This window comes from Mesorhizobium sp. BR-1-1-10 (assembly GCF_020165595.1).
Taxonomy (GTDB): domain Bacteria; phylum Pseudomonadota; class Alphaproteobacteria; order Rhizobiales; family Rhizobiaceae; genus Mesorhizobium; species Mesorhizobium australicum.
In genome coordinates, this window is record NZ_JAIUIL010000004.1 from 392,033 (window position 1) to 406,450 (window position 14,418).

Genomic DNA, 14,418 nt, shown 5'->3' on the forward strand with positions numbered 1-14,418 from the left:
GCGGAGCACTTGTTCTCCGCCCTCTTTCGTTCATCCACCAGCGGCCGAGATGATGGTCCGCCGGTCGGGCTCGCTGGCGAGATCGATGCGGATTGTCGCTCCCTCTCGGACCGGTTTGCGCAGGGCCTTTGCTCCATCCGGCTCGATGGTCAGCAGCCTCCGCTCGTCCAGTGCGTGAAGGCGCGACCGCGAGATGCCGAGTTCGTTGGCAAGCAGCCGGTCGAGCCTCAACGATACCGGTATTTCCAGACCAAGCCGGAGATCCAGCACCGTCGCGCCTTGCTTAATCCCGCCGATCACCTGCTTGCGCACGACGGCGTCGGGGAACTCTTCGACGCGTCCCACCTGGTTGCGCAGGGCGACGATGTCGAAGGCATGGCTCCGGACCAGTGCCGGATCATTGCTTTCGAGCGCCGCCAGCAGTGCCGGCGCGATATCGCGCCGGTTGCAGCGCTCGAAAATGCCGAAATTCCAGGAATTGTCGCAGTCGACGCAGCGATAGATCAGCCACGCGTCGATGCGCTTGCCGTTGGCGTTGACGCGGAATTTCTCGCTGCAGCGGTAGGCTTTCACGAAGCCACAGCGATTGCAGTTGATCAGGGGTCGTGGTGCGATTTCAGGCGCGATCGTCCAGTGGACGCGCAGGGCCGATGACATGCCGGTAAGTCCTTCCCGTTGGGAAGTTCATCCGGTCGGCGCTATCGAGATGCCCATGCGGGCGCGGCGTGGCGGGCGGCTGCGGAGATTGTGACGTCAGGTGTCGCTGGCGGTAAGCCGAGCGACAGCGGTTCAGCAGTGCCAAACCGGTCTCGAACCGCCGCCCAGAGGAACACATCAAAAAAACAAACAGGCACCGCTGATGCGGCGCCATGCAGGTGTGTCGGGGGAGTTGACGAGACCGGTGGTTACTGGGGCAAAGTGAAGCTCGAAATTGTTTCGCGGCGGCCCTTCTAGCGGCGTGACGCTGGGGCTGCAAGGGGCTCCGCAAGTCACGCTGAGGGGGTCAGCGCCCATGGCTCATATTGTCTTGCCTTTGCCAGAGACGCAGCTGTCGGGTTATTGTGATTGATGAAGCCCTGACGCGGAGACCCTCGCCATGCACCTCGCCTCGCTGCTGATTTTCGCCGCCGCCTTGTTCGTGGCCGCCGGTTCGCCTGGCCCATCGATCGCGGCGCTTGTCGCGCGCGTTATCTCGAAGGGGTTTCGCGATGTGTTTCCGTTCCTGCTTGCCATGTGGATTGGCGAAGGCATCTGGCTGTCGCTGGCGGTGTTTGGGCTGGCCGTGGTGGCGCAGACCTTCCATCTCGCTTTCGTCGTTGTGAAATGGATCGGCGTTCTCTACCTGGCCTATCTCGCCTGGAAGATGTGGACGGCGCCTGTCGACGCCAAGGAGGGCGAGATGCCGCGTGAGGATTCGGCCGGCAAGCTTTTTTTCGCCGGCATGGCCGTCACGCTCGGCAATCCCAAGATCATGATGTTTTACCTGGCGCTGTTGCCGACCATCATCGACCTCGCTTCGGTCAGTCTCGTCGGCTGGGTCGAACTGACGGCGACCATGGCGGTGGTGCTGATCGCCATCGATCTCGCCTAGGTGCTCGCCGCCTCGCAGGCGCGCAAGCTCCTCAGGAGCAAGCGCGCCATGAAGATCGCCAACCGCGTCAGCGCCACGACGATGGCCGGTGCGGCGGCGGCCATCGCGGCGCGGTAAGGCTATCTGGGCAAGACGCCGGCCGCAGGCATGGCGGCCGCCTTCGGCGCCTGCGGTCCGCCGGAATAGAATTTCGAGGCCGGGTTCTCCTGCATGAAATCGTAGGCGACCATGCCGAGCGGCCGCTTTTGCCGTTCCGATGCCGCCTGGTGCCAGGGGATCACCTGGCGCAGCGCCTCGAGCGCCGCGGTTGGCGCCTCGCCGAATTTCCGCTGCGGGTTCTGCGCCTTGCGGATTTCCATCCAATAGCTTGCCGTCAACAGGTCCTGCGCCAAGAGATGGAAGGATATGTCGACCGCCTCGCGGGCGCGTTGCGTCTTGATGCGGGTCTGCCCTTCCAGGTCCTCGACGGTGGCGACGATCGCCTGGCCATTCGGCGTCACCGGCGTGCCGAGGTCGGCCAGTTCCTGCCAGAGATCGGTCGGCAGATAGCCGTCGAAGGTCGGGATGTCCTTGCGCTCGTCGGGCTTCAGCGCATCGGTCGGCTTGATCACGGTGAAGAAGGGATTGCGGAAGCGCTCGATGCGCTGCGCCACCGCGACACCGAGATTGGTGAGAGAGATGGTGAAAGCCTCGACCTGATTGGCCATGGGATAGGGATCCCAGTTGGCGTTGGAGAAGATGTAGCCGGACTTGCCGCCGCTCAGCGGCCCGCCCTTGATGTAATATTTCATGAATTGCGGCGTGCTCAGCTCCGGCGAACTCTGCGGCGTCAGGCCCGGCAGCACGGCCGGATTGTGATCCGACGAATTGATGGAGAGCAGCACGGATTGGCGCAGATCCGCCCAGGCCTGCCAGGCCGAGCCCTGGCGCTGGCTGGAGGCGCGCATGCTTTCCGGATCCTGGATGATGCGGGCCTGATCCTCGTCGAAGAGATAGCTGCCCTTGATCATGTCCATGACCCGCGCGGCATCCCATGTCAGCCACGGGTAAGGCCGCATGGATTGCACGGGTGCCGAAATCGGCGTCACGCTGGAATTCATGCCGTTCAGCCCCATGGCGTAGCTGAGGTCGGTCCACTCCAGCAGTTTTCGCGCGTCCTCCAGCAAAAGCACGGCCTGTGCCTGTGCGTAGGCGTTGGTGCTGATCAGCGCGGCCTGGTCTGCGGCGAAAGGCTCGAGAGGCTTCAGACCGGCCTGCGAAAGGGCCTGTGTGGCCGGCATGCGGACGCCATCGAGATAGGCTTCGCCTTCGCCGACCATGGCCGCGCCGATATTGCCGAGCGTCGCGAGGTCGCCTTCGCCGAGCGTGCCGCGCGATTGCACGACCGGCGTCACCCGCTTGTTCAGCATGTCGACCAGCATATGCGTCAGCTGCGGGCTGGCAGCCTCGTAGGACATGGTGTTGGCGCGGATCGCCATGATGGCGCGTACCAGCGCTTCTTCCTGCAGCTCCGGCCCGTAGCCTCTGTTGACGCCGCCCTTGAAGCGGGCGAGCTGCTGATCCTTGAGCAGCTTACTGTTTTCCGGCGTCGTCGGATCGCCCGAGAAGATCACCGTCTCGCGCTGGTCGCCGGCGCCACGGTTGAACCAGTAGATGGTGACACCTTCGGCAGCACCTTCGAGCAGCAGGCCATAAGCGTCCGCCGAACGTTGCAGCGCCTCGGGACTGAGCTCGACCTTGGCGCCGTTGCGGGCGATGTCGATGACCTGTTCGACGGTCAGGTCATGGCCAGTCAGCGTTATCGTCTTGGCCGCGGCTGTCTCGAAAATGGGCTGGTAGGCTGTCACCGCCTCGAAGGCGTGGGCGGGTGGAGCGGCAAGCGCCAGCGTCATGGTCAGGGCGCGGAGAAAAATCCCGGGTTTGGCAATTGCATCAAGCATAGGGGGACTCCCATTCACGAAGCGTTGGCCTCGGGCATCAAGTTCACCCCTCGGAAATTTTGTTTCCCGGAAAACTAGCCGGCGGCATTCGCCTGTCAACGCTTGATGCGAAGCAGGACCGATGGTGGAACGCGCGTGGCCCTATCGCGCCATGGCGTGGTATTCGTCGTTCGGCCGCATGTCGATCGCGGCCGCGACACGGTTCGACATGTTGAAGAAGGCCGCGGTCGAGGCGATATCCCAGATGTCGCGATCGCTGAAGCCTGCCTGGCGCAGGGCGGCGCGGTCGGCCTCGACGATCCTGGCCGGCTCCTCGGTCAGCTTGACGGCGAATTCGAGCATTGCCGTTTGCTTCGGCGAAAGGTCGGCGGCGCGGAAATTCATCACCATCATCTCACCAAGCAGGGGATCGCCCGAGAGCTGGCGCACCGCCGCGCCATGCGCGGTCAAGCAGTAGTAGCAGTGGTTGATGGAGGAGACGGCGACCGCGATCATCTCGCGTTCCAGCTTCGACAGGCCGGACTCGCCCAGCATCAAATCATTGTACATGTCGGTGAAGGCGCACAGCTTCTTGTCGTCGAAGGCATAGGCCTTGAGCACGTTGGGGACGAGGCCGAGCTTTTCCTCGCATTTGGCGAAATAGGCTTTTGTCGGCTCGCTCAGCTCTCCGGCGGCCAGGTCTAGCGCGGTGATTTTGCCGGTCATCGTGTCATTTCTCCTCGTCATGCGAAGCCTTGCCGCCGAATTCCGAGAATTCTTGGCAAGCCGTCAAACCTTTGTCGCCAAACAGCGGTCATCTGCTACCATAGTCGCAAAAGCATGCGACGGGAGGGAAGAAGCGTCATGGCCAGCGTAAAATCCGCAGCTAAGTCGAAGAAGAAGGCACCTGCGGCAAAGGCCGATGACAGACCGGCCAGGCTCGCCGATTACCTGCTCGCCCGCGCGCCGGCGGAGGATATCGCCGCCTATGACGTGGCCGACCTCGAGCGTGCCGCCGATCTCGCCGGCCAGGCGGTCGCCGCCCACAAAAAGGGTGAGTGCGTCGTCGCCGTCGACGCCGATTCGGGCGTGGTTCGCGAAGGCCGTCCGGTGACCGTCATCACGGTGGTCAACGACAACATGCCATTCCTGTTCGATTCCATCCTCGGCGAGGTTACAGAAACCGCCGGCGAACCGACCCTGGTCACCCATCCGGTGATTACGGTCCGCCATGGCAAGACGGGTGTCGACGAAATCCTCGGCGATGGCAATTTCGCCAGGGATGACGGCAGCCACGACCGGCTCAGCGTGATCCATGTCCATATTCCCCGGCTGGCGCCCGAACAAGCAAATGGCCTGGCCGAGCGGCTGCGCAAGATGCTCGGCCAGGTCCATGCCGCCGTCAACGACTGGCGGCCGATGCTAGCCCGGCTCGATCAGGCCATCTCCGAATTCCGCTATTCGGCGGTGCCGCTCGACAAGAAGAGCGTCGCCGAGGCGATCGCCTTCCTGGAGTGGCTGCGCGACGACAATTTCACTTTCCTTGGCATGCGTGAATTCAAGTACACCGGCGGCGAGGAAAGCGGCAATCTGGAGCGGGCCGAAAAACCCGGCCTCGGCATCCTGACCGACCCGGACGTGCTGGTGCTGAGACGCGGCACCGAGGCGGTGACGACGACGCCGGAAATCCGCGCTTTCCTGCACGGACCGGAGCCGCTGATCGTCACCAAGGCCAATGCCAAGTCGCTGGTGCACCGGCGCATCTATCTCGATTACATCGGCGTCAAGACCTACAGCGCCAAAGGTGCGTTGGCGGGCGAACTGCGCATCGTCGGCCTGTTCACCTCGACCGCATACACGCGCTCGGTGATGAAGATCCCGTATCTCAGGTCCAAGGCCGAAACCATCATCGCCAAGTCGGGGTTCGACCGCCACGACCACTCCGGCAAGGCGCTGATCAACGTGCTGGAAAGCTATCCGCGCGACGAGCTGTTCCAGGTTCCGGTGCCGATCTTGCGCAAGCATGCCGCTGCCATTCTGGGCCTGGTCGAGCGGCCGCGCGTGCGGGCGCTGGTGCGCGCCGACCAGTTCGACCGTTTCGTCTCGATCCTCGTCTTCGTGCCGCGCGACCGCTACGACAGCGTCGTGCGCGAGAAGATCGGCACCTATCTGAAAACCGCGTTCGAGGGCCGGCTGTCGGCCTATTACCCGGCTTTCCCGGAAGGCGGGCTGGCGCGCGTGCACTTCATCATCGGCCGCTCCGGCGGCAAGACGCCGAAGGTCGAGCAGGCGACGATCGAGGCGGCGATTCGCGACATCGTGCGCACCTGGGAAGATGCGCTTGCCGATGCGGCCGAAGCCAGCGGCAGCGACCCGGCGTTGAAAGCCATCGCCGCGCGGCTGCCAGAGAGCTACCGGGATACGTTCAGCGCTGGCGTGGCGCTGGCCGATGCCGGACGAATCGCCAAGATCAGCGCCGGCAATCCGATCGCCATCGATTATTACCGCCATGCCGAGCAGAAGCCGCACCAGGCGGCGCTGAAGATCTATCACCATGGCAGCCCAGTGGCACTGTCGCGGCGCGTTCCGGTGCTAGAGAACATCGGCTTCCGCGTCATCAGCGAGCGGACTTTCGAAGTCGGCGACGACCAGTCGGGCCTGGTCTTCATCCACGACATGGAACTGGAGAACAGCTACGGCAAGCCGATCGACCTCGCCGACGGCGGCGCGCTGTTCGAGGACGCTTTCCTGTCGGTGTGGCGGGGCGACGTCGACAATGACGGCTATAACGGCCTCGCCCAGACCGCCGGCCTGTGGTCGGGCGAGATCACCATCCTGCGTGCCTATGGCCGTTACCTGCAGCAGGTCGGCATCCCGCAGAGCCAGGATTTCATCGCCGCCGCACTCAACCGCTATCCCGAGATCGCGCGCGGCCTGCACGCGCTGTTCATCGCCCGGCTCGGCCCGACGGCCGAAACCGAAGGCGTGGTGGCGGCAAAGCACCTCAAGGCCAAGATCAAGGATGCGCTGGAGGATGTGCCCAACATTGATGACGACACCATCATCCGCCGCTACCTCAATTTGATCGAAGCCTCGCTGCGCACCAATCATTTCGTTGCCGATACGAAAGAAAAAGGCCAGTCGCTGGCGATCAAGCTCGAGTCGCAGGCGGTCGAGGGATTGCCGGCGCCGCGGCCATGGCGCGAAATTTTCGTCTACGGCTCGGAGGTCGAAGGCCTGCACCTGCGCTTCGGCCCGGTGGCGCGCGGCGGCTTGCGCTGGTCCGACCGCGCCCAGGACTATCGCACCGAGGTGCTCGGCCTGGTCAAGGCGCAACAGGTCAAGAACGCCGTCATCGTGCCGGTCGGCGCCAAGGGCGGCTTCTATCCCAAGAAACTGCCGATGAGCGCCGGACGCGACGCGATCTTCGAGGCCGGCACATCGGCTTACAAGAACTTCGTTTCCAGCCTGCTCTCGATCACGGACAATATCGGCCTGGACGGCGTCATTCCACCAGCAGGTGTCGTGCGCCGCGACCAGGACGATCCTTATTTCGTCGTCGCCGCCGACAAGGGCACGGCAACCTTCTCCGACACCGCCAACGCCATCTCCGAAAAGCACGGCTTCTGGCTCGACGATGCCTTCGCCAGCGGTGGTTCGGCCGGCTACGACCACAAGAAGATGGGCATTACCGCCAAGGGCGCCTGGGAAGCGGTCAAGCGGCATTTCCGCGAGATGAACCGAGACATCCAAACCTCGCCCTTCTCTGTCGTGGGCGTCGGCGACATGTCGGGCGACGTGTTCGGCAACGGCATGCTGTTGTCGCCGAAAACGCGGCTGATCGCCGCTTTCGACCATCGCGACATCTTCATCGATCCCGATCCCGACATGGCGGCCTCGATGGCAGAGCGCGAGCGCATGTTCGCGCTGCCGCGTTCGAGCTGGCAGGACTATGACAAGACCAAGCTGTCGGATGGCGGCGTCATCGTTTCGCGCAGCCAGAAATCGATCACCTTGCCGGCTGCCGCGGCGGCGGCGATCGGACTTGCCAAGACGACCGCCACGCCGGTCGAGATCATGACCGCCATCCTCAAGGCGCCGGTCGACCTCTTGTGGTTCGGCGGCATCGGCACGTATCTCAGGGCATCGACCGAGACCAATGCCGAGGTCGGCGACCGTGCCAACGATGCCATCCGCATCACGGCGCTCGACGTGCGCGCCAAGGTGATCGGCGAGGGCGCCAACCTGGGTGTGACGCAGCGGGCGCGCATCGAGTTCGGCATGAATGGCGGCCGCTGCAACTCCGACGCGATCGACAATTCGGGCGGCGTCAACTGCTCCGACGTCGAGGTCAACATCAAGATCGCGCTGGCGTCGGCAATGCGCAAGGGATCGCTGACGCGGCCGGCGCGCAACAAGCTGCTGGCCGAGATGACCGACGAGGTCGGCGGGCTGGTGCTGTCCAACAACTACCAGCAGACGCTGGCGCTTTCGATCGCCCGCAAGCGCGGCCTCGCCGACATCGCGCATCAGAGCCGCTTCATGACGGCGCTGGAGGCACGCGGCCTGCTCGATCGTGTCGTGGAAACACTGCCGTCGCCGGCAGCCCTTGCCGAGCGCGAGGCGCGCGGCGAGCCGTTGACCCGGGCCGAACTCGGCGTGCTGCTCGCCTATGCCAAGATCGTGCTGTTTTCCGACATCGTCGCCAGCGACGTGCCTGACGATGCGCATTTCGACCGCGACCTGATGGGTTATTTCCCGGACCGGATGGCGAAGAAATACGCTTCCGAGATCCATGGCCACCGGCTGCGCCGCGAGATCATCGCGCGCGTCGTCGCCAACGATCTGGTCAATCGCGGTGGGCCGTCCTTCGTCAACCGGCTTCAGGAGGCGACGGGGCGCACCGCGGCAGATGTAGTGCGCACCTTCGCCGTGGTGCGCGATGGCTTTGCGCTGCCCGCGCTCTATCGCGAGATCGACGCGCTCGACAACCTGGTCGACGGCCAGGTGCAACTCGATCTCTATCAGATGGTGAGCCGGCTTATCTACATGAGCAGCGGCTGGTACCTGAAGAACGATGCCGGCACGGCACCGCTCGGCCAGCGCATCGCCGAACTGCAGGATGCGCGCAAGGCGCTGGAGCCCAAGCTCGTTTCGCTGCTGCCGGCTTTTTCGCGCGAGCGGATCGAGGAGAAGCGGCACGGGCTGTTCAAGGCGGGCGCACCGGAAAAGCTGGCCGAGCAGCTGGCGATGAGCGAGGCGGCGGAGCTCATCCCGGACGTCGCGCTGACGGCCCGCACCGCCGGCGCCGATATCGTCGCGGCGGCCAAGGCGTTCTTCGCCGTCAGCGATGCCTTCCGCATCCCGCGCGTCGAGGATGCGGCGCGCTCGATCACGCCATCGGACTATTATGACCAGCTCGCTCTGTCCCGCGCCACCGATACGATCGGCGCGGCGCGGCGCGGCATCGCTATCGCCGCGCTTACCGGCCATGCCGAGGCGGCCGATCCGGTGGCGGCCTGGCTCGAAGCTGGTGGCGAGCGGGTGGCGCGCATCCGCGAACGGCTGCAGGCGTTGACGGAGGGCGGCGACATCACCGTGTCGCGGCTGTCGGTTGCGTCGGGGCTGATGAGCGATCTGACGGGCATGTGAGCCAGCGGTTGTCCGTTTGCATGATCATTCGAAACATGCAGACATGGCGCCCGAAATGGGCGGAGCGGACGCCGGGGGAATCACTATGGCGGTAGAGACAGTGCAGCGGGCATCCGGGCGCGGCATCTGGGGTTGGATGTTCTTCGACTGGGCGGCGCAGCCGTTCTTCACGGTCGTCACCACCTTCATCTTCGGCCCCTATTTCGTTTCGCGCATGGCGGGCGATCCAACCACTGGCCAGGCCGTCTGGGGTTATGGCATCGCCGCGGCCGGGCTGGTCATCGCGGTGCTATCGCCGATCCTAGGATCGATCGCCGACCAGACCGGGCCGCGCAAGCCGTGGATCGCGTTTTTCGCGGCGATCAAGATCACCAGTCTCACCTTGCTCTGGTTCGCCGCGCCGGGTTCCAACCTGTTCCTGGTCGTGGCGCTGTTCTCGCTGGCCTCGGTGGCAGCGGAGTTCTCCACTGTCTTCAACGATTCCATGATGCCGCGGCTGGTGCCGAAGAGCGAGATCGGCCGCATCTCCAACGTGGCCTGGGGCCTCGGCTATCTCGGCGGCATGATCGCACTGATCTTCGTCGTCACCTGCCTGGCCGGCTCGCCGGAGACCGGCAAGACGATCATCGGCATCACCCCGCTGTTCGGGCTCGATCCGCAACTGGGCGAGGATGCTCGCGCCACCGGGCCGCTATCGGCGGGCTGGTATTTCCTGTTCATCCTGCCGATGTTTTTCTTTACGCCCGACGCCATCAAGGGCATCCCGATCGGGCCGGCGGTGCGCGAAGGCCTGTCGGAGCTGAAATCGACACTGGCCGAGGTGCGCAAGCGCGGCGGCATCTTCCGCTTTCTCGTCGCCCGCATGATCTACCAGGATGGCGTCAATGCCTTGCTGGCGCTGGGCGGCACCTTCGCGGCGGGCATGTTCCACTGGTCGATCACCGAGATCGGGATGTTCGGCATCATCCTCAATATCGTCGCCATCTTCGGCTGCTGGGTCGCCGCCCGCCTGGACACCGCGCTGGGCTCCAAGGCGGTGGTGATGATTTCGCTGGTCATGCTGTCCATCGCCACTATCGGCGTGGTCTCGACCGGGCCTGGATTCACGCTGCTCGGCCTGATCCAGCTTTCGACCGCCGACTCAGGCGGCCTGTTCGGTACGGCGGCCGAAAAGGCCTACATCATGTACGGCCTGCTGATCGGCCTGGCCTTCGGGCCGGTGCAGGCCTCGTCGCGCTCCTACATGGCGCGCAGCGTGACCGCAGCCGAATCCGGTCGCTATTTCGGCATCTATGCGCTGGCCGGTCGGGCGACCAGTTTCCTGGCGCCGTTCATGGTGGCGACGATTACCGCAACCAGCGGCTCGGCCCGGCTTGGCATGGCGGCGATTATTTTGTTCCTGGCCATCGGCATGGCGATCCTGGTTCGCACACCGTATCCGGCGGATCGGCCGGAGTAGATGCTTCGATAATTCACCCCACTGGCCGCCGAGCGGCAGGTTAGTGCCGGAAATGCCGCACGCCGGTGAAGACCATGGCGATGCCGTGTTCGTCGGCGGCGGCGATGACATCGTCGTCGCGCATCGAACCGCCCGGCTGGATCACGGCGGTGGCACCGGCTTCGATGGCCGACAGCAGGCCGTCGGCGAAGGGGAAGAAGGCATCCGAAGCGACCACCGAGCCCTTGGTCAACGGCTCGGCCATGCCTGCCGTCTCCGCTGCGTCGATCGCCTTGCGCGCGGCGATGCGCGAAGAATCGACCCGGCTCATCTGGCCGGCGCCGATGCCGACCGTGGCGCCGTCCTTGGCGTAGACGATGGCGTTCGACTTGACGTGCTTGGCGACGCGGAAGGCGAATTTGAGATCGGCCATTTCAGCCGGCGTCGGCGCGCGCTTCGTCACCACCTTCAGGTCGAGGTCGTCGACCACGGCTTTGTCGCGGCCTTGGACGAGCAGGCCGCCTGAAACCGACTTGACCGTCGTGCCGGCCGTGCGCGGGTCCGGCAGGCCGCTGGTGACCAGCAGGCGCAAATTCTTCTTGGCAGCTATGATTGCCGCGGCCTCGTCGGTGGCGTCAGGCGCGATGATCACCTCGGTGAAGGTTTTCACGATTTCCTCGGCCGCCTCGGCGTCAAGGGTGCGGTTCAAGGCGACGATGCCGCCGAAGGCCGAGACCGGGTCGCAGGCGAGCGCCTTGGCGTAGGCCGCTTTCAGCGATGTGCCTTCGGCCACGCCGCACGGATTGGCGTGCTTGATGATGGCGACGGCGGCCGAGCGATTGGGATCGAATTCGCCGGCCAATTCGAAAGCGGCGTCGGTATCGTTGATGTTGTTGTAGGATAGCTGCTTGCCCTGCAGCTGCCGCGCCGTGGCGACGCCCGGCCGTTTGTCGCCATTGACGTAGAAGCCGGCGCCCTGGTGCGGGTTCTCGCCGTAGCGCATCACCTCGGCCAGCCTGCCGCCGAAAGCGCGCCAGGTTGGATGCTCGATCTCCAGCGCCTCGGCGAACCAGCCCGAGATCGCCGCATCGTAGGTGGCGGTGCGGGCGAAGGCCTTCGCCGCCAGCTTCTTGCGGAAATCCAACGACAGAGAGCCGATGTTCATCTCCAGCGCGTTGAGCACAGCGGCGTAATCGCCGGGATCGGTGACGATGGCTACATAGGCGTGGTTCTTGGCCGAGGCGCGGATCATCGCCGGGCCGCCAATGTCGATGTTCTCGACGATCGCCGCGTAGTCGGCGCCGGAGCGGCGGACTTCCTCGAACGGGTAAAGATTGGAGACGACGAGATCGATCGGCTCGATGCCGTATTTGCGCATCGCCAATGCGTGCTCGGGGTCGTCGCGCACGCCAAGCAGCGCGCCATGCACGGACGGGTGCAGCGTCTTGACGCGGCCATCCATGATCTCGGGGAAGCCGGTGAGCTCGGAGACGTCGCGCACCGCCATGCCGGCCTCGGCGATCGCTTTTGCCGTGCCGCCGGTGGAGACCAGCTCGACGCCGGCCGCGGCCAGTGCCCTGGCAAAGTCGATCAAGCCCGTCTTGTCGAAGACGGAGAGCAGCGCACGGCGGACCGGAACGAGGTCCGGGGCGGGAATGTTTTTGGCAGGAACGGCCATGGCTGGCGGCCTTTCATGTCTGGAGGAGCGTGCCCGCGCCGTAGCACATGAGGCTCGGAAATCAAGCATTGGCTTTTTCGCGGCATGCCATTGCCGCCGCAAGCTCAATTGTTTTCGGGATAACCGGCGATCTTTGTGCGGGTCAGCTGCCAGTGGACATCGGCAATTTCGGACGCCTTGAAGGCGAGTACGATCTGGCGGCTGCGGCGCGGACCGCCAAGACCGGCGAAATAGATCGATTCCTCAACTTCGGGCACCACTTCGCTGGAGGTGAACACCCAGGTATCGGCCTGATCGCCGGTCAGGACCAGCCGCTCCTGCTGGTCCTGCAGCAGATTGATGTCGGGGTGGATGTGAAAGCGCACGGTGATGAAATCGCGGCCATTGTTGCGGATCGCTGTGCTGCCCGGCCGCTGGAACCCGTCCCGGCCCACCAGCACATTGCCGTCCGAGGAGAGTTTCAGCTCGCGCTCATGCAGGAAGCCGAAACGCTGGAGATAGCCGTCATGACGGGCGATGAAGCCGTGGACGCCCTTCTGGTCGATGCGCTTGCACTGCACTTGCTGCGGGCCGCCGATCAACGGTGAACCCAACTGGTCGTTTACCCGCAGCGCGTGGGTGAAACGCGCCGAAGACGTGTCGTTGATGGTGGCCGTCGAATGCGCGGCGGTGGCGCGGGCCAGCGGCCGGAACTCGGCGGCGCCGTAGGTGTCGATGCCGGCATTGACGATGTAGTGCTGGCGGCCCGACGACAGTTCAAAGGCAAGGCAGCCGGCATGCGCTGCATTGGACACGTCGACCGGTGGCGGCAGGCCGGTATCGGCTATGACGGTGGTGCCGCCCATCGCCAGCCGCTCATAGCCCGAATGCGGCGCATGCAGCAGCGGTGCGCCGGCGGTGTCGTCATGGCGCAGGATGGTGGCGATGCGGTCATGGATGGTGGCGCCCATGCCGTTGAACCGGGCGAGGCTGCCGTCCTGGTGGCGGAAGAAACGCAATGCCGGCAGCATGCGGTCGATGGCACCGATCAGCGCCTGCGGCGGCGCTTCGGCCTGGTTGGCATAGGTCTGGCGCAGCGGCAGGAGGTCGGCGAGGATTTCCAGCACCGCCATTGGATTGCGCGAGATGTGACCGCCGTCGGCAAGGATCTGGCGATTGAGTTCCCCGGCGAGGTTGCGGGTGGCGCCGCGCAGCGCCGAGGCCGGCGCCGGCAGGGACAGCGCCGCGAAGGCCAGGGCGATGCGGGCGCGCAGCCGGTCCTTGCCGTCGGGCATTTCGCGCGCCATCGACCTGAGATAGCGGATCTGCATGGCCAGCGATTTCAGGAAAGCGCGGTAGAAGGGGAACTCGGCACCCTGCAGCACGATGGAGGAGTGCTGCAGCCAGGCAATGATGCGTTTGGCGGTCGTGCCTGGCTCCCAGGCAACGCCCGAAATATGATTGCCATGCATCGCGATCCAGTCCGAAACCAGGGCACGGGCGTTGGCGGCGGCAAGCTCGGTGCCGGCGGCGCGCATATGGCGCAGCCAGCGGAAGCCATGCAGCGTTTTCTGCCAACCGTGATTGGGGACATTAATCTGGAAAGGGGATTTGCCGCCGGTCTCGACCAGGTGGCCGGACAGGGGATAACGGCCGTAGTAGATCTCGAGCGCGATCTGCGGATCGGCGAGGCGCAGGTCCGGCGGTGCGATCAGGACACGTTCGGGCGTGCGGCCCGAATAGCGCCAGCGATAGATCGGCCCGGCGCGCAGGCGCCGGCGCGTCTTGCGCCAGAACTCCTTCGCGACCAGCGTCCACAGACGCGTCGTGTTGCCGGCAGCAAGTGCCAAAACCCCTCCTGGTCGTCCTCTATCCCAAGCACAAGCTTATATGATTCAAGAACTTATGCGAAGGCGGATTTCGCCTCGGTAAGGCGCGCAACGGGCCGTGGCCGGGTCGCCCCTAAAAAAGTCACGTCTTTTCCGGGCCATACAGCCGGTTTTCCTGCGACTTATGTCTTCTTGCGGCGGCGGCCAAACGCGCTGGGCCAACAGTTTTCGCGGTCCCGAAAGGGCCGCGGAACGCGGAAGGCATCGCCGATATAGACCCTCGTCGCGACCGTTCGATCGAATCGGTAGCCGCCGCAATTGCCTCGCGAACA

7 protein-coding genes and 1 pseudogene are annotated in these 14,418 nt (G+C 64.7%); 3 read left to right on the top strand and 5 right to left on the bottom strand.

All coding sequences use genetic code 11. The annotated features are described in order from the left end of the window. Window positions 1-30: 30 nt before the first annotated feature. The gene (locus tag LB555_RS10790) at window positions 31-657 is read right to left on the bottom strand and encodes a DUF1062 domain-containing protein (protein WP_015315137.1); all 627 of its coding nucleotides are present in this window, start codon (window positions 655-657) and stop codon (window positions 31-33) included. A gap of 439 nt (window positions 658-1,096) precedes the next feature. On the opposite strand from LB555_RS10790, the pseudogene LB555_RS10795 reads away from it, so the two are divergent. Next, window positions 1,097-1,708 (top strand): annotated as a pseudogene (locus LB555_RS10795) (LysE family translocator). 2 nt (window positions 1,709-1,710) lie between these two features. On the opposite strand, the gene LB555_RS10800 reads toward LB555_RS10795, so the two are convergent. Next, window positions 1,711-3,531 carry an aromatic amino acid ammonia-lyase gene (locus LB555_RS10800; RefSeq protein WP_015315139.1) on the bottom strand — a complete coding sequence of 607 codons (1,821 nt, stop codon included), beginning with the start codon at window positions 3,529-3,531 and terminating at the stop codon, window positions 1,711-1,713. A 141-nt stretch (window positions 3,532-3,672) separates the two neighbouring features. After that, window positions 3,673-4,236 carry a peroxidase-related enzyme gene (locus LB555_RS10805; protein ID WP_224682862.1) on the bottom strand — a complete coding sequence of 188 codons (564 nt, stop codon included), beginning with the start codon at window positions 4,234-4,236 and terminating at the stop codon, window positions 3,673-3,675. Between the two features lie 138 nt (window positions 4,237-4,374). Here LB555_RS10805 and LB555_RS10810 point away from each other — a divergent pair, with 138 nt between their 5' ends. Then, the gene (locus LB555_RS10810) at window positions 4,375-9,162 is read left to right on the top strand and encodes an NAD-glutamate dehydrogenase (RefSeq protein WP_224682863.1); all 4,788 of its coding nucleotides are present in this window, start codon (window positions 4,375-4,377) and stop codon (window positions 9,160-9,162) included. An 85-nt stretch (window positions 9,163-9,247) separates the two neighbouring features. After that, a complete protein-coding gene (locus LB555_RS10815; RefSeq protein WP_141906766.1) occupies window positions 9,248-10,621 on the top strand; it encodes an MFS transporter in 1,374 nt (457 codons plus the stop codon). Between the two features lie 40 nt (window positions 10,622-10,661). Here LB555_RS10815 and purH read toward each other — a convergent pair whose 3' ends face one another. Both purH and LB555_RS10825 read right to left on the bottom strand, forming a co-directional pair. Further along, the gene (gene purH, locus LB555_RS10820) at window positions 10,662-12,278 is read right to left on the bottom strand and encodes a bifunctional phosphoribosylaminoimidazolecarboxamide formyltransferase/IMP cyclohydrolase (protein ID WP_224682864.1); all 1,617 of its coding nucleotides are present in this window, start codon (window positions 12,276-12,278) and stop codon (window positions 10,662-10,664) included. Between the two features lie 104 nt (window positions 12,279-12,382). Further along, complete coding sequence (locus LB555_RS10825) at window positions 12,383-14,107, bottom strand: heparinase II/III family protein (RefSeq protein WP_224682865.1); 1,725 nt, start codon at window positions 14,105-14,107, stop codon at window positions 12,383-12,385. Between the last annotated feature and the right edge of the window lie 311 nt (window positions 14,108-14,418).